Consider the following 16,624-nt stretch of genomic DNA (forward strand, 5'->3'; position numbering starts at 1 on the left):
GCCGCCGAGTGGCGGGTCGACCTCTTCACGCCGTTCACCGACGGCGGCGGGGGCGATCCGGCGCAGGCAGTCGCCGCGCTCGAGCGGCTGGTGGGGCTCCTGCCGAACACCCCGATCCTCGCGACGTTCCGCACCACCGCCGAGGGCGGGTCGGCCGAGATCGCCGCCGACTCCTACGTCGCGCTGATCGACGCCGTGGCCGCCACCGGCCTGGCCGCGGCTGTGGACGTGGAGTACAGGCACCCGCAGGCGGACCGGGCTATCGCCGCGGCGCACCGGCACGGCGTTCCGGTCGTGGCCTCCAACCACGACTTCGACGCCACGCCCCCCACCGAGGTGATCGTGGCCCGACTCGAGGCCATGGAGACTGCCGGGGCGGACGTGGCGAAGATCGCGGTCATGCCGCGCTCGGCTGCCGACGTGGTGTCGCTCCTGGACGCGACCGAACGCCGCTACCGGCAGGCGCGGATCCCGCTCATCACCATGTCGATGGGCACGCTCGGCGCGGTCACCCGTATCAGCGGAGGTGCGTTTGGATCCGCGGCGACCTTCGCCACCGTCGGCGCGGCATCGGCCCCGGGCCAGCTCCCCGCCGACGGGGTGCGGGCCGCGCTGGACCTCCTGCACCGCGGGCGCTAGCTAGCCGTAGCGGCGCAGGACCTCTGTGCGCAGGCCCTTGGTGGCCGTGTCGGCGATGCTCTTCTGCGCCTTCTTGACCACCATGCCGGGGAGCTTGATCTTCAGGTCCACCTCGAGGTCGAAGATCACCTCGGTGGTGCCGTCGCCGTTGTCGGTGAGCCGGTAGCGCGCGTTCTGCAGCTTCTGCGAACCGCTCTCGATCAGCGACCAGCTCACCTCGCCGTCGTACCACTCGTACCTGACGACCATCTCGTCGGTGACCCCGTACTGCGAGATCTTCTCCCACACGACTATCGGCCAGCCGTCCGCGTCCTCCTCACGGACCTCCACCGCACGGTGGGCGTCCGACCAGTCGACGAGGGACCTGACGTCCGCCATGACCTCCATGATCTCGGGGATACCGGCCTCGATGGTGATGACTGATTGCACTGAGACTGCCATGCTCAGTAAAGCTACCCTCACGCCCGCGCAACGGTGCGAGGATCAGTACATGGCGGACCAGCACACGGACTCGGGCACACACCGCGCGGTGGCACTGCTGCGCGGGATCAACGTGGGCAAGGGCAACCGGATAGCGATGGCCGAGCTCCGCGCCGTGACCGAGAACGCCGGCTGCACAGCCGTCGCGACCGTGCTGGCCAGCGGAAACGTGGTGGTCACCGACCCGCGCTCCCCGGCCGAACTGCGGCAGGCACTCGAATCGGCCTACTCCGCGGCCTTCGGTTACGACGCGGTGGTTCAGGTCCTCACGCGCGACGCCGTCGCGGCAGCGGTCGACGCGTACCCGTTCGAGACGCTCGACGAGCACCACGACTACCTGGTGTTCTCCGACTCCGAGGAGGTCACCGCGCGAGTCCTGCGCGACATGACGGACGCAGTCCGGCCCGGCACCACGGAAATCGTGGCTGCCGGGCCGGGCTGCGTGTACTGGCGGGTGTCCCGTGGCGATTCGTTGGCGTCAACGGCGGCGAAGGTCACCGCGGCCAGGGAGTACGCGCGTCATCTCACCACGCGGAACCTCAATACCCTGCACAAGATTCTCGCGCTGGGCTAGAGACGGATCGGTCAGTGACTGATCAGGGCGCCTCGACGGACGCGCCGAGGGTGTCGACCAGGGCCGCCAGGGGGCCGAAGATGGCGGGGAAGATTCCGTCCCACATTGCCTGCAGCTGGGTGAGGTCGAACTGGGGCATCGGTCACTCTCCTTCTATTCAAGGACGGCGCGCGGCTGTTCCGCAGGCACCGCATTCCTATTGTCACAGGATCCAGGCACGCGTGCCCGTTTGCAACCCCGGCGCCGTGGCAGACTGCCTCCGATGCCCCACCACCACGCCCGCCGATCCCTCGCCGCCGCATTCGTGGTGGCCACCCTGACCACGGTCGGCTGCTCGACCGGCGCGTCCGGGAAGGAGGAAACGGCTGTGGGGTCGGACACCCCGGCCACGTCGAGCTCCTCGCCCTCGCCCTCGCCATCGACCGGGTCGCCGTCGACCGGGCCGACGGCGTTGTCGTCGTCGACCCCGTCGCCACGTCCTTCGTCGCCCGCACCGGCCCCCGCCACTCCGCCGTTCGTCGCGTCGGCGACCTGGGGCGACTCCGACTACGGCGTCACCCTTCGCGTGGCGCCGACACCCTCGGCGCTCCGGGCGACCGGCCCCGCCGACGCGGCCACGGCCTGGGCCGAGGTGCTGCGCCTGGCCCCCGACGCCGACACCCCCGGCATGCGCGAGCAGTTCGACTGCCACTGGACCTGGGCGCGGCTGCTCGAGCCGGACAAGCCCACGTGGAACCTCGAACCGTGGCGGCCGGACGTGACGGCTGACGTGATGCTGCTGGAGGGCTGCAACCCGGGAGGGCCGGAGGTATGACGACGACGAGGTCCACGCACACCAGCGCCGGCGGGGACGGGGCGGCCCTGGCCCGCGATCTCCGGGGCGACGGGGCCCCGGTGGTGCAGCTGCACGGACTGTCCTCGAGTCGGCGCCGCGATGAACTGCGGGGCCTGGACCTCACGGCGGGCCGGGAGGGACTGCGCGTCCTGCGTTATGACGCGCGCGGCCATGGCCGGTCGCCCGGATCGCCCGATCCGGCCGCGTACACGTGGCCCGCGCTCGCCGGGGACCTGCTGGGACTGCTCGACGAGGTCTTCCCCGGCCGCGCGGTGCACGGGGTGGGCACCTCGATGGGGACGGCGACCCTGCTCACGGCCGCCGTGGCCGAGCCGGCGCGGTTCGCCTCGCTCACGCTGGGGATCACGCCGACCGCGTGGGAGTGGCGCGCGGAACAGTCGAAGCTCTACGAACTGGGTGCGCGGCAGGTGGCGCGGTGGGGCGTGGCCCGGTGGGCGGAGCTGACGCACCGGCCGCCCACCTCGCCGGCGATCGACCCGGACCGCCCGTTCCTGCCGCCGGATGTGGCGGACGAGTGGCTGCCAGCGGCGTTCCGGGGCGCGGCGGCCTCCGATCTTCCGTCGCGGGACGAGGTGGCGCGGCTGACGATGCCGGTCCTGTTGCCGGCCTGGCCGGACGACGCCTCGCACCCGCTGGAGGTGGCCGCCGAGCTGGCGGGGCTGCTACCCGACGCACGGCTCGAGGTCGCGCGCTCCCCGGTGGAGGTCGAGGCGTGGCCGCGGGCGGTGTCGGCCTTCATCGGGGGCCTCACTGACGAGACCGGAGCAGCCCCGCCTCGGTAGCGCGGGTGGCCACCGCGGCGCGGCTGCGGGCGCCGAGCCTGGTGATGATGCGGCTGACGCGGTCCTTTACCGTGTGCACGCTCAGGTGGACCCGGTCGGAGATCTCCTGGTTGGAGTAGCCGTCGGCGATCAGCGCGATGATCTCCAGGTCGTCCTGCAGACCCATCACTCGCGCCGTCTCGAGCTGGAGCGAGCTCTCCACGGCGTCGAGCGCCTGCTCCGTCCGGCCCGGGTCACCGCCGGCGCGGCCGACCATGAGGTTGAGGCGCCGGTAGACCTCGAGCGCGGCGCGCTGCTGCTCCTCGAGGAGTTCCAGGCGCCTGGTCTTGGTGGCCAGGTTCGCCTGGAGTCGCCGCAGCTCGGTCATGTCCCGGCCGACGCCCTGCCGGCCGACCAGCCGGCCGTCGAGGTAGATGTTCCCGGCGTGGATCTCCAGGTCGCGGAGCTGGCCGTCCGGCTGCAGGATCCGCGTCTCGAAGTAGCGTCCCGGGTCGGCGCTGGCCATCCCCAGTCGGAAGTGTTCGACCGTCTCGGCGAGGGCGTCGGGGTCGATGACCTTGGAGAAGTGCTCGCCGATCAGATCCGCGACGTCCCAGCCGAAGATCCGCTCGCCGGCGGGGTTGATGTAGGTGAACCTGCCGTCGGTGTCGACGGCGTAGACGACATCCGCCAGGCGGGCCAGGAGGTCCCGGTAGTCGAGGGACGGATCGTCGTGCATCAGCCCAGGCTACGGCAGCGTGCGTGTCCGGCCCGGCCCGCCGGGGTCGGCACCCGTTCGGGTGCTCTTCCACGACCTCCGGGGGTGTCACCGCGCCCGCGCGGTGGCCGAGAATGTGAGCCAGCCGACACTGCGACCACCCCGACGAGCCCCAGGAAGCCACCGTGACCTCCACCGCCACCCCGTCCGCCTCCGCGATCGCCACCCGCCTGGCGGAGTCGGGCACCCTCGCCGACCTGTTCCTCGCGACGGCCGCCGCCCACCCGGGCGCGGTCGCGCTCCGCTCCCACGAGACGGGAGCCGAGGTCACGTACGCACAGGCCCGGGCGCGGGTCGGGGCGATCGCCGGCACGCTCCGCGAGCTGGGTGTGGCCCCGGGCGAGCCGGTCGCCCTGATGCTGCGCAACCGGCCGGAGTTCCACCTCGTGGACACCGCCGTGATGATGCTCGGCGCCGTGCCGTTCAGTCTCTACAACACGTCGGCGCCGGATCAGCTCGCCTACGTCCTGGCGGACGCCGGTGTGAAGACCATCGTGACCGAGTCGGCGTTCGTCGAGGTCCTCGAGGCCGCACGGGGCTCCGCCCCGGCGGTGGAGCGGCTCGTCCTGGTGGACGAGAACCCGGACGACCACGACGACCTGCTGGACGAGTTGGCCGCCGAGGAGACCGCTTTCGACTTCTCCTGCGCCGAGGCGATCCGCCCCGACGACCTGCTGACGCTCATCTACACCTCCGGCACCACGGGACCGCAGAAGGGCGTCGAGCTCACCCACGAAGGCATGCTCACGCAGCTTCGCGGGGTCCATGCCGCGGTCCCGCTGCCGGGACACGGGCGCCAGATCTCGTTCCTGCCCGCGGCCCACGTGGCCGATCGCTGGACCTCGCACTACTCCGGCTTCATGGCCTACGCCAACACGGTGACGTGCGTGGCCGACATGGCGGAGCTGCCGGCCGCGCTCGCGGCCACGCGCCCGACCCAGTTCGGCGCCGTCCCGCGGGTGTGGGAGAAGCTCAAGGCCGCGCTCGAGACGGGCTACCCGGGTGACGCGGTGGCCGACTCCGTCGCGAACCCGCAGGTAGCCGAGGCGCTGCGGGCCAAGATCGGACTCGACGAGGCCCGCTGGGTCGTGACCGGGGCGGCCCCGACCCCTCGCGGCGTGCTGGAGTTCTTCACCGCCCTCGGTCTCCCGCTGTGCGAGATGCTGGGGATGTCCGAGGTCTCGTGCTGCGTGGCCACCAACACCCCGGACGCCATCAAGCTCGGGAGCGTCGGAAAACCGCTCGACACCGTCGAGGTCCGGATCGCCGAGGACGGCGAGGTGGCGGTGCGCGGCCCGCAGGTCATGCGCGGGTACCGCGGTGCGCCGGAGAAGACCGCCGAGGCGATCGACGGCGACGGGTGGCTCCACACGGGCGATATCGGCCGGCTCGACGAGGACGGCTACCTGTGGATCGTCGACCGCAAGAAGGAGCTGATCATCAACGCGGCCGGCAAGAACATGTCCCCGGCCAACATCGAGATGGCCATCCGCTCGGCGGGCAACGCGATCTCCCACGTGGCCGTGATCGGCGATCAGCGTCCCTACAACGTCGCCCTGATCGTGGCGGACCCGCAGCGGGCGGGCGACCCGGAACTCGAGGAGACGATCCGGGCGCAGGTCGATCGCGCCAACGCCACGCTGTCGCGGGTCGAGCAGATCAAGAAGTACACGGTGCTGCGGCAGGACTGGCGCCCCGGGCACGAGCTCACGCCCACGATGAAGCTGCGGCGCCGGGTGGTCGACGATCTCTACGCGGCGGAGATCGAGCAACTCTTCGCCTGAGCGCGGCCTCCGGCCTCCGGTGGCGCGCCGCCGCGGCGCATCCACACAATGGGGCCATGCGCGAGAAGCAGCGAACGATCATCGATGCCCTGAGGGTCCGGCCCGAGATCGACCCGGCCGCCGAGGTCGAGCGGCGGATCCGGTTCCTGGTCGACTATCTGCACGCGAGTGGGGCCCGCGGCTATGTGCTGGGCGTCTCCGGCGGCGTGGACTCCACCCTCGCCGCTCGCCTGGCGCAGCTGGCCGTGGAGCGCGTGCGCGCCGACGGCGGCGAGGCGCGGTTCGTCGGGATGCGCCTGCCCTACAAGGTGCAGCACGACGAGGCCGACGCGGCGGCCGCCGTGGAGTTCATCGGCGCCGACGAGGTGCTCACCGTCAACGTGGCGCCCGGTGTCGACGCCCTCGACACCGAGATCGCCCGGGCCGCGGGCGCCGAGCTGACGGACTTCACCAAGGGCAACGCCAAGGCCCGCCACCGGATGGTCGCCCAGTACGCGCTGGCCGGGGACCGGGGGCTGCTGGTGATCGGTGCGGACCACGCGGCGGAGAACGTCACCGCGTTCTTCACCAAGTTCGGCGACGGCGCCGCGGACGTCCTGCCGCTGTCCGGCCTGGACAAGCGCCAGTGCCGAGCGCTGCTCCGGCACCTCGACGCCCCGCGCCAGCTGTGGGCCAAGGTCCCCACCGCCGACCTGCTCGATGAGAACGTCGGGCAGACCGACGAGGACGAGCTGGGCCTGAGTTACGACGACATCGACGACTACCTCGAGGGCCGCGACGTCCCGGACGCGGCGGCCGAGCGCATCGAGGCGGCGTGGGACCGGGGCCGCCACAAGCGCACCATGCCGGTCTCGGTGTCCGACACGTGGTGGCGCCCCGGGCCGCCGACGGCGCTCGCGGTGATCGACATGCAGAACTCGTATTTCGAGTTCCCGGACCTGGCGGAGGTGCGCGACGAGCTGGTCGCGCGCGTCAACGAGCTCATCGCCGCCGCCCACGGCGCCGGCCGGCCCGTGGTGTTGGTGCGGACCGAGCACGCCCGTGACGGTTCCACGTGGACCCTCAACATGTGCGACGACGACGAGGGGTTCGCTTTCCCGGGAACGGAGCAGGCCCAATTCCTGGACGGTCTGGACACCGGCGGGCATGTGGAGGTGGTCAAGACCCGCGACAGCGCGTTCTTCAAGACCTCGCTCGCCGCCGAGTTGGCCCGGCTGGGGGTGGACCACCTGCTGCTGTGCGGGGTCTCGACGCACAGCTGCGTTGCACAGACCGCGATCGACGGGTTCGCGGAGAACGTCCACATCGCGGTGGCGCGCGACGCCATCGCCTCGGATGACGCCGCGCTGTCCGCCGCGCTGCTGGAGTTCCTGTCGGACCAGATGCGCCAACCGATCATCGATCAGTCGGCGGCCCTGGAGCTGCTCCGGACCGGCGACTGGCCGGACTAACTCGCCTCGGCCGGCCGCTTCTCCGTGCCGTCGGGGTAGCGGGCGAAGCGCGTCTGGCCGTGCGGGTGGACCGGTCCGTTGCTCGGCAGGTCCCACTGCCCGAACACCCCGGCGCGGTACTCGTCCATCGCGGCGATGATGTCCTCGCGGGTGTTGCCGACGAACGGCCCCTGCTGGACGACGGGCGCGCCGATGGGCCGTGCCTGGAGGATGAGGAACGCGGCGCCGTCGTCTCCGGCGGTCACCGTGACCGGCTCCGGTGCGAGGACCGCGGCGTCATAGCCGATCTCCTGCCCGTCGACGGTGACCCCGCCGCCGTAGTTGTAGAGCACCCGCCCGGCCGAGGCGTCGAATGCGGGGAGCTCGGTGCTCACGCCGGGGTCGAGAGTGACGATCCAGATGGCCAGGTGGTTCTCCGGGCGGGCGGCCCACGAGTTCGGTGGTGGGTCGAGCGCGCGTACGCCGTCGAGTTCGCCGGCGATCACGCGGAACCGCGCGGCGGCGCCCTCCTCGCCGCGCACGACGATCGGGGTCTCCTCGGCCCAGAACATGTCGAAGTGCGGCTCGGCCGCCTTGTCCTCGGGGGCGAGGTTGAGCCAGATCTGGAAAAGCTCGAGCGGGTTGGGGGCGTCGTCGTTGAGCAGCGGCATCATCTCCGAATGGGAGATGCCGGCCCCGGCGGTGAGCCACTGGGTGTCGCCGTGGCCGAAGCGCGCGGCGGCGCCGAGCGAGTCGGAGTGGTCGACGATGCCGTCGAGCACCACGGTGACGGTCTCGAAGCCGCGGTGCGGATGCTGGGGGAAGCCCGGAACGGTGTCTCCGTGGTACATGGACCAGCCGTCCTTGCCGGAGAAGTCCTGGCCGATCGACCGCCCCTCGAGCGAAGTGGCGGGACGCATGGTGGTGCCGTCGGCGGCAGGGAACTCGTCCCGGTGGTGGGCGGTGAACAGGAACGGGTCGATGCCCGGCCACTGGGCCCCGAGCGGAACGACCTGACGGATGGCGGACATGGGCTCCTCCTATGGCGGGACAATTTTGCTGTCACATCATCCAACTGGCGGCGGGCCGGTGTTATTCCGCGGGCCGCCCGTCAGACTCCAGCCTGGCCTGCGCACGCTCCTGCAGCCACCGGCGCACGAGGAACGCCACCACCAGGACGCCGATCGCCGCCACCACGGCGTTGGAGAACCAGCCGGCCACCGCCTCGATCCGATGCCACTGACCACCGAGCAGGTAGCCACCCACCACGAAGATCGAGTTCCAGATCAGACTGCCGGCGAGGGTCAGCGCCAGGAACAGCGGGAAATTCATGCGTGCCACCCCGGCCGGGATGGAGATGAGGCTGCGCACCACCGGCACCATGCGACCGAAGAACACCGACGCGGCGCCGTGCCGGTGAAACCATCCCTCGGCCTTGTCGAAGTCCTCGACCTTCATCAGCGGGACGCGCCCGAAGATCGCGCGCACGCGGTCGGCCCCGAGCCAGAAGCCCAGGGCATAGGCGAGGATCGCCCCGAGCACCGAGCCGAGGGTGGTCCAGAAGATCGCCCCGGCGAGAGTGAAGGTCCCCTGCGCGGCGCTGAACCCGGCCAGCGGGAGGATGACCTCGCTGGGAATGGGCGGGAAGACGTTCTCCAGCCCCACGATGATGGACGCACCCGGGCCACCGAGCGCGTCCATCAGGCCCACGGCCCAGCCGGCGATGCCGCCGAGTTCGCCCTCGGCCGCGAGGACCGACGACGGGGAACCGGGAACGGGTATCAGCCCCGCGCCACCACGCCGGTGACGGGGATACGACCGTCGACCGCCTGGCGGAAGTTGAGGACCGCCCGGTTGAGGTGGAAGTCGTTGGTCACCACCACGGCGCCGGTGGTGCCGCGCTCACGGAAGATCTGGTCGGTGAACTGGGCGTTCTGCACCGTCGAGTTGGAGTTGCCCTCCTCGGTGATGCGCCACGGGGCGATGCCGGCACCGCGCAGCCAGTCGCCCATCGCGCGCGCCTCGGTGAGACCGTTCTTCGGCACGCCGCCGGTGACGATGATCCGCGAGGTCGGGTACTGGGAGGCGAGCCGGAAGCCCGTACGCAGCCGCTCCTCGAGAATCGGCGGGATATGGCCCTCGGGGCTCAGGCCCGCGCCGAGGATGACGATGTCGGTGGTGAACGGGTTGATCGTGAGCACCGCGGGATCATCTGTGCCGAAATTGTCGAGATCGCCGCACGACGGCAGTAGCGCCTGGTCCACGACCTGGCACCCCAGCATCACGGCGCCGTTGTACAACGCGGTGGTCGACGGCATCTCCGCCGACCCGGCCGAGGCGGTGCCGGCCCCCAAGCTCATCGCCATGGCCGCGGTCGCGGCGACTGCAGCGATACGCTTTTGTGTCTTTCCCACGAATTCGGTCCTCTCCCAAGCAAAGTTGTGACCCATCGGTTATCGGCGCTGGCAGCCGAGGCGTTACCTTCAAACTCGGATCGATCACGAATGCGCGCGTAACGTGCACGTCATGACGGAAGGATACGACAAAGTAACGGCTGTACAACACCTCCGTCGGGCAGATTTTCTGCTTAGCGCCCATATCGATTCTGTCGGCCCCTGCACCCTCAACCCACCCCCGGATGCGGGAACCCACATGCTTTTCGACCGTTTGGCGTCGTCGATCCTGTCCCAGCAACTGTCGGTCAAGGCCGCCGCGACGATCGCCGGACGCCTCCGCGACCGCGCCAGCACCACAGGCCACACTAGCCCCACCGGTGCCCGCCCGCTCCTCGCCCCGGACCTTGTTGCCGCCCTGTCCGACGAGGAGCTGCGCGCGTGCGGGATCTCGCGGCCGAAGGTAGCTGCCCTTCGAGACCTCGCCGACGCGGTCCGGTCGGGACGGATCCCCACCCTCGAGGTGCTTCGCGGATATGACGACGACGACGTCATCAGCGCCCTGACCGCCGTCCGCGGGATAGGCCGCTGGACCGCCGAGATGCAGTTGATCTTCCTGCTGGACAGACCCGACGTCTTTCCCCTGGCCGATGTGGGGGTCCGCCGCGGCTTCGAACGGGTGCTGGGCCTCGAGGCCAAGGCCACGCCCGCCCAGATGGCCGAGCACGCACAGGCCTGGGCGCCGTACCGGTCGGTCGCGTCCTGGTATCTGTGGCGCGCGGTGGACCAGACCGGGGAATCCGCCCCTCCGGCCTGACGCAGACCCCGCCGCCGGCGAAGGGCCCCTGACCTGCAGTGCCCTGCTCACCCTCTCCAGGGCACCCCAGGTCAGAGGCCCGAACGACCTTTCAGTGGATACCGGACACAACCTCTCGCTCTGCCACTGTCCTGTCCTCGCGCTCGCGTCCCTGCCGACGTCTGCAGCCCGCTGACCTGCGGTGCCCTGCTCACCCCGCACAGGGCATCCCAGGTGAGGACCGGGAGCGCCCCGCGCCGACGGTCCACGTCCTAGTCTCGTCCCATGACCACGTCCGCCGAGGGGCCCACGCCCGAGCCGGAGAACCAGCCAGCACTGCCGGCGGAGCGCTGGGCCCGCATGCGCGCGGCGGCGACCCGGGTGGCCACGGGAGCCTACGACGCCAACCGGCACCCGACGTCGGTCGAGATGGCCCGGCGGATCCGGCGGGTGCTGCCGGGGGACTCGGGATTCGGGGACCCGCTCTCGGCGGCGGGACGCGACGGCGCCGGCACTATCGCGCGGATCGCCGGCCGACTGTTCGACGAACGCCCCACGGCCACACGCGAGGTGACGCTCGGCGGCCTGCAGCTGTGGCACGCGCTGCGGGAGCGGGCGGGCCGAGGGGTCGGCGAGCACGAGGTGACGATCGTGTTCACCGACCTGGTGGGGTTCTCGAACTGGGCGATGCGCGCTGGCGACGAGGAGGCCCTGCGGCTGCTGCGGCGGGTCGCGGCCGCCACCGAACCCGAGGTCGTGGCGCACCGCGGGGCCGTGGTCAAGCGGCTGGGCGACGGGATGATGGCCGTGTTCCCGTCCCCGCAGCTCGCGCTCGACGCGGTCGCCGCGTGTCTGGAGGGTGTGGGACGGATCGAGGTCGGCGGGTGGCGGACACGGCTGCGGGTGGGGGTCCACACCGGGCATCCGCGGCGGATCGGCGACGACTACCTGGGCATGGACGTCAACATCGCCGCGCGCCTCGGCGAGAAGGCCGGAGCGGGAGAGATCCTCATCAGCGAGGCGACGCGCGCGGGCCTGGATCCGGCGCGGGTGGCGACCCGCCCCAAGCGGACGTTTCGGCTCGGCGGGGTCAAGGGAGTGCCTGACGACGTGGTGGTCCACGTGGCGACTCCCCACCGACGCTGAGGCCCGCCGTGCGGTAGAACGGACTCATGGCAACCACCGCATTCAAGGGCAACCCCGTCTCCACGTCCGGCGAGCTTCCCGCCGTCGGCTCGACCGCGCCGGCCTTCGACCTGGTCGGCTCCGACCTGTCGGCCGTCACCTCCGAGTCGCTGGCCGGCAAGAAGGTCGTGCTCAACATCTTCCCGAGCGTCGACACCGGCGTGTGCGCGACCTCCGTCCGCACCTTCAACGAGAAGGCCGCCGGCCTGGAGAACACCGCCGTGGTCTGCGTGTCCGCCGACCTGCCGTTCGCCGCCGCGCGCTTCTGCGCCGCCGAGGGCATCGAGAACGTCTCCACGGGCTCGACCTTCCGCAGCACCTTCTCCACCGACTACGGCGTCAAGATGATCGACGGCCCGCTGGCCGGCCTCAACGCCCGCTCGGTCGTCGTGCTCGACGCCGCCGGCAAGGTCCTCTACACCCAGCTCGTCGACGAGATCACCACCGAGCCGGACTACGACGCCGCGCTCGCCGCCCTGAACTGACACACACGACCGCGGCCCGCCCCCTGCACAGGGGGCGGGCCGCTGTCATGCTCACGGCTCAGCGCTCATGCGGCGCGTCGCGCTCTCGAGCTGATCGAACACGGTCGCGATCTCCCGGGTGCGGCGCTCGGCCGGCGCCACGCCGTCGTCGTCGAACTCGGCGAACGTGCTCAGCGGGACCTGCTGGCGCACGCCGAACATGCGGAAGTTGGCGACGATCTGGCGCCAGTGCTCGACCGCCCGGACGCCGCCCTCGGCGCCGTAGGACACGAAGGCCACGGCCTTGTCGGCCCACTCGCCCCCGAGCGAGTCGAAGGCGTTCTTCAGCCCGCCCGGCACGCTGTGGTTGTACTCGGGGGTGACAAAGACGAAGCCGTCGTAGGAGTCAATCGCGGCGCTCCAGCGGGTCACGCGCTCGTCGTCGTACTGCTTGTTCGCCGCGCCCGGCACGGTGGCCGAGGTGAGCAGCGGGACGTCGAAGGTCTTGAGGTCGACCAGCTCGTAGGTCACGCCCTCGCGCGACGCGGCCTGCTCGGCCACCCACCGCGCGACGGACTCGCCGGCGCGCCCCTCACGGATGCTGCCCAGGATGATGCCGATCTTCACGTCTGGTCCCCTCTCGTCGGTCGGTCCGGCCGCCCCTAACCCTGCCCGTAGACGGTGACCGATGCCACCGCGCACACGCGACCGCGGTCGTCGAGCGTGGTGGCCCGCGCGATGCCCCAGCTCCGGCCGTCGTGCACGGCCTCCGCACGCACGGTGACCGGCTCGACCAGGGGGACCTGCCGGATGTAGTGGACCTCGAGCGACGACGAGCTGACCTCGCGCTCGTGCGGGAAGACGGCCGCACCCGCGATCTCCGCGACCGCCGCGAACACTCCCCCGTGCAGATTGCCCAGCGGGTTGGCCAGCGCTGGCTCCGGGGCGATCACGGCCTCCACCGCGCGGGTGCCGCCCGGGCCGTCATCGCGCTCGTCGAGCGTCAGGCACAGCACCTCCGACAGCGTCCCCGGCGCGAGCAGGGAGGGCCACGGGGGCTCGTCGTCGAACTCGTCCGGGTCGACGCCGATCGCGAACTCCATGGACTTGACCAGTGCGGCGGCGACCACCTCGTCGTCGTCGTCGACGATCTCACCGCGCGTGGTGAGGACACGGCCGTCCCCGCCCAGGTGGTCCGAGCGCACGCCCAGGCCGGTCGAGCCCTCGCGCGGCGGCGAGACGAGGTCGATGCGCAGCTCGGTGGTGACCGTCCACATCCCGCTCGGCCGGCGGCGGTGGTTCTCGGCGCCGAGCCCCGAGTCGACCAGGACCGCCAGTCCGCCCGTGGCGAAGCGTCCGCCGGGGCCGATGAACTGGTCGCCGACCGGCTGGTGCCAGGTGATGGATCCGTCCCCGGCCTCGTCGAAGGTCACGCCCAGGCGCGGCTCGGGGCCTCTGTACTGCGATTCTCTCACCCCGCGACGCTAACACGCGTTCTAGTTTCCGCCGGGCACGCACAATGGGACCGTGCCCCTGAACCGCGACGTCCTCACCACTCCCCACCGGTGGCCCATCCGCGTCGCGACCACCGTGATCGCCACCGCGATCGTCATGCTCGTGCTGGCCGCCGCGGCCGGCGGCGCGTGGCTGATGCTGCGCTCGGCCGTGCACAGCACGATCGACACCCTGAACCGCAACCGCGCCGTCGAGGTGGCCGGGCAGCTCGCCACCCGCGGGCCGCAGGCCTCGCTCGAGATCGTCGCCGAGCCGCTCGCGGGCGTCGACATGGTGCGCATCATCACCCCCGACGAGACGATCCTCGCCGGTCAGGTCATGCACGGGCTGGAGAACGTCCCCGTGCTGACCGCGCCGGCGGCGGGGGAATTGGTCCGGCACCGGTTCCGCGCGCCGAACGGCGACGACGTGCGGGTCACCTCCGTCGGCGTCGACGTGCGCGGGACCACGTTCGTCGTGCAGGTCGGCGCCGGTACCGACCGCTACGACTCCCTGCTCGACACCGGCGCGATCCTGTTCCTGTCGTTCGTGCCCGTCGCGGGCCTGGCCACCGCGGTGTTCGTCCACTACGCGATGGGCCGCGTGCTGCGCCCGGTCGAGGCGATCCGCTCACGGGTCGCCGAGATCTCCACGTCCGGCCACGGCGAGCGGGTCCCGGTGCCGGAGGCCGAGGACGAGATCGCCCGCCTCGCCGAGACCATGAACGCCATGCTCGCCCGCCTGGATTCCGCCCGCACCGCGCAGGTGGCGTTCATCGGCGACGCCTCCCACGAGCTGCGCAGCCCGCTGTCCACGCTGTCGACGATGCTCGAGCTGTCCTCCACCTCGGGCACGCCGGTCGACGTCGAGACCGTCGACGAACTGTTGCTGCCCGAGGTCGCGCGGATGCGCTCGATGGTCGAGGACCTGCTGCTGCTCGCCAAGAACGACGAGTACGGCATGCCGCTGCGCCGCGACGACGTGGACCTCGACGACATCGTGCTCTCCGAGGGCACGCGGGCGCGGGGCCTGGGCACCGCGGCCGGCGCTGGGCTGCAGGTGGCAGTGTCGGTTGAGCCGGCGCGCCTGTGCGGTGACCCCGACGCGCTGCAGCGCGTGGTGCGCAACCTGGTGGACAACGCGCGTCGGCACGCGCGCGAGCGGATGTCGCTGGGGCTCACCGTCGACCGGTCGGCCGCCGGGTCGCCGCGCGCGGTGATCGTGGTCGACGACGACGGCGACGGCGTTCCCGCGGACCAGCGACATTCCGTGTTCGATCGCTTCGCCCGCCTCGATGCCGACCGCGCCCGCGGCAAGGGCGGTTCGGGGCTGGGCCTGGCGATCGTCGCGGAGATCACGCGCTCCCACGGCGGCAGCGTGCGGGTCGAGGACGCTCCCGACGGCGGTGCCCGGTTCGTAGTGGAGCTGCCGGTCGAGGAACTCGAGGAGTTCGGGGACTAACCGGCCGTGCTGTCCACGAGCCGGTAGCCCTGGCCGCGGACCGTCTCGATCGAGCGCGCCTTGAACGGCGTGTCGATCTTGCGGCGCAGATAGCCGACGTACACCTCGACGATGTTGTCGTCGCCGTCGTAGGCCGAGTCCCACACGGACCGCATGATCTGGGTCTTGGACACCACCTGGTTGCGGTTCCGGATCAGGTACTCCAGGACCGCGTACTCCCGCGAGGTCACGGTGATCCGGGTGTCACCGCGGCGGACCTCCCGCGCGGCCGGGTCCACCACGAGGTCGCCGGCCTCGAACACCGCGGGGCGCTCGGGGGCGCCCCGGCGGACCAGCGCGCGCAGGCGCGCCTCGAGCACCACGAACGAGAACGGCTTGACCAGGTAGTCGTCCGCTCCGAGGTCGAACGCGTCGGCCTCGTCGTACTCGCCGTCCTTGGCGGTGAGCACGAGCACGGGCGTCCAGATCTCGCGGCGGCGCATCTCGCGCACCACCTCGTAGCCGTTGCGGCGCGGCATCATGATGTCGAGCACCACGACGTCGTACTCCTCGTCGGCGGCCATCGCGAGACCGGCCTCGCCGTCACCGGCGGTGTCGACGGCCCAGCCGCCGGCGACCAGTCCGCGGCGCAGGCTCTCCCGCAGCGCAGGCTCGTCGTCGACGACCAGGACGCGCATCTGCCCTCAGGCCTCGGAGTCGATCTTGTGGTCCATCTGCTCGGCCGGGACCACCGAATCGGCGTGACGGCGCACCACCTTGGCCGGCACCCCGGCAACCGTGGTGTGCGGCGGCACCTCGTGCAGGACCACCGAGCCGCCGGCCACCCGCGCGCAGTCGCCCACACGGACGTTGCCCAGCACGATCGAGCCGGCGGACAGCAGCACGCCGGAGCCGATCTTGGGATGGCGGTCGCCGTCCTCATTGCCGGTGCCGCCGAGGGTGACGCCCTGCAGGATGGACACGCCGTCGCCGATCACGCAGGTCTCGCCCACGACGATGCCGGTGGCGTGGTCGACGAGAATGCCCGACCCCACGCGCGCGGCAGGATGGATGTCCATCGCGAACACCTCGGAGATGCGGCTCTGCAGGAACGAGGCCGCCATGACGCGCCCGGAGTGCCACATCTCGTGAGCGACCCGGTGCACCTGCAGGCCGAGGAACCCCTTGGCGAACAGGTACGGCACCAGGTAGTTGGGGTAGGCCGGGTTGCGCTCGTAGCTCACCACGAGGTCCGCCGCGACCGCCTCCAGGACGTGCGGGTTCTCCGCCAGGACGGCGCGGATCTCCTTCTCCAGCACGTGGCGGCCGATCTCCGGCGTCGCGATGCGGGAGGCCGCCAGCCGGGACAGGGATTCACCCAGGTCATCGCACCCGTCGATGAGGTCAAGGACGAGGCCGGCGATCAGCGGCTCGGTCCTGCTGGAGGCCGCGTCGAGCGACAACTGGTTCCAGACCGCACGCACGGAGGAGTCGGCCTCCGCCTGCGGCACGCACGGGTTCTCGATGCTCAGCTCGATGGTCACCCCACC

Annotated in this window: 19 protein-coding genes and 1 pseudogene; 11 read left to right on the plus strand and 9 right to left on the minus strand. The window is 71.4% G+C overall.

Annotated elements, in window-relative coordinates; genetic code table 11:
- On the plus strand, positions 1–639 hold a 639-nt coding region (gene aroD / locus ACWIFB_RS02260; RefSeq protein ID WP_454057148.1), incomplete at its 5' end, for a type I 3-dehydroquinate dehydratase.
- On the opposite strand, the gene ACWIFB_RS02265 is transcribed toward aroD, so the two are convergent.
- The gene (locus ACWIFB_RS02265; protein WP_230929149.1) at positions 640–1,080 is read right to left on the minus strand and encodes an SRPBCC family protein; all 441 of its coding nucleotides are present in this window, start codon (positions 1,078–1,080) and stop codon (positions 640–642) included. It abuts the gene before it with no gap.
- A 49-nt stretch (positions 1,081–1,129) separates the two neighbouring features.
- Between ACWIFB_RS02265 and ACWIFB_RS02270 the strand changes: the two genes are divergently transcribed.
- The 3 genes from ACWIFB_RS02270 to ACWIFB_RS02280 all read left to right on the plus strand — a co-directional run bounded on the left by ACWIFB_RS02270 (position 1,130) and on the right by ACWIFB_RS02280 (position 3,331).
- The gene (locus ACWIFB_RS02270) at positions 1,130–1,693 is read left to right on the plus strand and encodes a DUF1697 domain-containing protein (RefSeq protein ID WP_454057149.1); all 564 of its coding nucleotides are present in this window, start codon (positions 1,130–1,132) and stop codon (positions 1,691–1,693) included.
- A 262-nt stretch (positions 1,694–1,955) separates the two neighbouring features.
- On the plus strand, positions 1,956–2,507 hold the full coding sequence (locus ACWIFB_RS02275) for a DUF2599 domain-containing protein (protein ID WP_454057150.1): 552 nt from the start codon (positions 1,956–1,958) through the stop codon (positions 2,505–2,507).
- Positions 2,504–3,331 (plus strand): alpha/beta fold hydrolase, encoded by an 828-nt coding sequence (locus ACWIFB_RS02280; protein ID WP_454057151.1) that lies wholly within the window; start codon positions 2,504–2,506, stop codon positions 3,329–3,331. The genes ACWIFB_RS02275 and ACWIFB_RS02280 overlap by 4 nt, the downstream gene beginning before the upstream one ends.
- On the opposite strand, the gene ACWIFB_RS02285 is transcribed toward ACWIFB_RS02280, so the two are convergent.
- Positions 3,297–4,049: a PAS domain S-box protein gene (locus ACWIFB_RS02285; RefSeq protein WP_454057152.1), complete on the minus strand. Its 753-nt coding sequence runs from the start codon at positions 4,047–4,049 to the stop codon at positions 3,297–3,299. The two genes, ACWIFB_RS02280 and ACWIFB_RS02285, sit on opposite strands and share 35 nt — an antisense overlap.
- Positions 4,050–4,213: 164 nt before the next feature.
- Here ACWIFB_RS02285 and ACWIFB_RS02290 point away from each other — a divergent pair, with 164 nt between their 5' ends.
- From ACWIFB_RS02290 to ACWIFB_RS02300, 3 genes and pseudogenes are all read left to right on the plus strand, one after another.
- Complete coding sequence (locus ACWIFB_RS02290) at positions 4,214–5,872, plus strand: AMP-dependent synthetase/ligase (RefSeq protein ID WP_454057153.1); 1,659 nt, start codon at positions 4,214–4,216, stop codon at positions 5,870–5,872.
- A gap of 56 nt (positions 5,873–5,928) precedes the next feature.
- Positions 5,929–6,747: pseudogene (gene nadE / locus ACWIFB_RS02295) on the plus strand (ammonia-dependent NAD(+) synthetase); the annotation flags it as partial.
- Positions 6,748–6,771: 24 nt separating this feature from the next.
- Entirely contained in the window at positions 6,772–7,323 is a 552-nt protein-coding gene (locus ACWIFB_RS02300) for a cysteine hydrolase family protein (RefSeq protein ID WP_454057329.1), read from the plus strand.
- Here ACWIFB_RS02300 and ACWIFB_RS02305 read toward each other — a convergent pair.
- From ACWIFB_RS02305 to ACWIFB_RS02315, 3 genes are all read right to left on the minus strand, one after another.
- Entirely contained in the window at positions 7,320–8,333 is a 1,014-nt protein-coding gene (locus tag ACWIFB_RS02305) for a pirin family protein (RefSeq protein WP_452100770.1), read from the minus strand. The genes ACWIFB_RS02300 and ACWIFB_RS02305 overlap by 4 nt on opposite strands.
- Positions 8,334–8,394: 61 nt before the next feature.
- Positions 8,395–9,003: a DedA family protein gene (locus ACWIFB_RS02310; RefSeq protein WP_454057154.1), complete on the minus strand. Its 609-nt coding sequence runs from the start codon at positions 9,001–9,003 to the stop codon at positions 8,395–8,397.
- 80 nt (positions 9,004–9,083) lie between these two features.
- Positions 9,084–9,716, minus strand: coding sequence for a YdcF family protein (locus tag ACWIFB_RS02315; protein ID WP_452100768.1), 633 nt, complete (start codon positions 9,714–9,716; stop codon positions 9,084–9,086).
- Positions 9,717–9,954: 238 nt separating this feature from the next.
- Here ACWIFB_RS02315 and ACWIFB_RS02320 point away from each other — a divergent pair, with 238 nt between their 5' ends.
- The 3 genes from ACWIFB_RS02320 to tpx all read left to right on the plus strand — a co-directional run bounded on the left by ACWIFB_RS02320 (position 9,955) and on the right by tpx (position 12,161).
- A complete protein-coding gene (locus ACWIFB_RS02320; RefSeq protein ID WP_452100767.1) occupies positions 9,955–10,512 on the plus strand; it encodes a DNA-3-methyladenine glycosylase family protein in 558 nt (185 codons plus the stop codon).
- Between the two features lie 264 nt (positions 10,513–10,776).
- The gene (locus ACWIFB_RS02325) at positions 10,777–11,637 is read left to right on the plus strand and encodes an adenylate/guanylate cyclase domain-containing protein (RefSeq protein ID WP_454057155.1); all 861 of its coding nucleotides are present in this window, start codon (positions 10,777–10,779) and stop codon (positions 11,635–11,637) included.
- A 26-nt stretch (positions 11,638–11,663) separates the two neighbouring features.
- Complete coding sequence (gene tpx / locus ACWIFB_RS02330) at positions 11,664–12,161, plus strand: thiol peroxidase (protein ID WP_452100765.1); 498 nt, start codon at positions 11,664–11,666, stop codon at positions 12,159–12,161.
- A 51-nt stretch (positions 12,162–12,212) separates the two neighbouring features.
- Here the strand turns inward: tpx and ACWIFB_RS02335 are convergent, their stop codons facing one another.
- Entirely contained in the window at positions 12,213–12,767 is a 555-nt protein-coding gene (locus tag ACWIFB_RS02335; RefSeq protein WP_454057156.1) for an NADPH-dependent FMN reductase, read from the minus strand.
- A gap of 35 nt (positions 12,768–12,802) precedes the next feature.
- On the minus strand, positions 12,803–13,615 hold the full coding sequence (locus tag ACWIFB_RS02340; RefSeq protein ID WP_454057157.1) for a PaaI family thioesterase: 813 nt from the start codon (positions 13,613–13,615) through the stop codon (positions 12,803–12,805).
- A 52-nt stretch (positions 13,616–13,667) separates the two neighbouring features.
- Between ACWIFB_RS02340 and ACWIFB_RS02345 the strand changes: the two genes are divergently transcribed.
- Positions 13,668–15,095: a sensor histidine kinase gene (locus ACWIFB_RS02345; RefSeq protein ID WP_454057158.1), complete on the plus strand. Its 1,428-nt coding sequence runs from the start codon at positions 13,668–13,670 to the stop codon at positions 15,093–15,095.
- Here ACWIFB_RS02345 and ACWIFB_RS02350 read toward each other — a convergent pair.
- On the minus strand, positions 15,092–15,772 hold the full coding sequence (locus ACWIFB_RS02350) for a response regulator transcription factor (RefSeq protein WP_344994547.1): 681 nt from the start codon (positions 15,770–15,772) through the stop codon (positions 15,092–15,094). The genes ACWIFB_RS02345 and ACWIFB_RS02350 overlap by 4 nt on opposite strands.
- Positions 15,773–15,778: 6 nt before the next feature.
- Complete coding sequence (locus ACWIFB_RS02355) at positions 15,779–16,618, minus strand: serine O-acetyltransferase (protein WP_452100943.1); 840 nt, start codon at positions 16,616–16,618, stop codon at positions 15,779–15,781.
- Positions 16,619–16,624 lie beyond the last annotated feature (6 nt).

It is taken from the genome of Dietzia sp. NPDC055340, from assembly GCF_053645335.1.

Coding starts and splice junctions, on each gene's coding strand:
- ACWIFB_RS02265 (WP_230929149.1), bottom strand. CDS start 1,080: ATGGCAGTCTCAGTGCAATCAGTCATCACCATCGAGGCCGGTATCCCC.
- ACWIFB_RS02270 (WP_454057149.1), top strand. CDS start 1,130: ATGGCGGACCAGCACACGGACTCGGGCACACACCGCGCGGTGGCACTG.
- ACWIFB_RS02275 (WP_454057150.1), top strand. CDS start 1,956: ATGCCCCACCACCACGCCCGCCGATCCCTCGCCGCCGCATTCGTGGTG.
- ACWIFB_RS02280 (WP_454057151.1), top strand. CDS start 2,504: ATGACGACGACGAGGTCCACGCACACCAGCGCCGGCGGGGACGGGGCG.
- ACWIFB_RS02285 (WP_454057152.1), bottom strand. CDS start 4,049: ATGCACGACGATCCGTCCCTCGACTACCGGGACCTCCTGGCCCGCCTG.
- ACWIFB_RS02305 (WP_452100770.1), bottom strand. CDS start 8,333: ATGTCCGCCATCCGTCAGGTCGTTCCGCTCGGGGCCCAGTGGCCGGGC.
- ACWIFB_RS02310 (WP_454057154.1), bottom strand. CDS start 9,003: ATGGACGCGCTCGGTGGCCCGGGTGCGTCCATCATCGTGGGGCTGGAG.
- ACWIFB_RS02320 (WP_452100767.1), top strand. CDS start 9,955: ATGCTTTTCGACCGTTTGGCGTCGTCGATCCTGTCCCAGCAACTGTCG.
- ACWIFB_RS02325 (WP_454057155.1), top strand. CDS start 10,777: ATGACCACGTCCGCCGAGGGGCCCACGCCCGAGCCGGAGAACCAGCCA.
- tpx (WP_452100765.1), top strand. CDS start 11,664: ATGGCAACCACCGCATTCAAGGGCAACCCCGTCTCCACGTCCGGCGAG.
- ACWIFB_RS02350 (WP_344994547.1), bottom strand. CDS start 15,772: ATGCGCGTCCTGGTCGTCGACGACGAGCCTGCGCTGCGGGAGAGCCTG.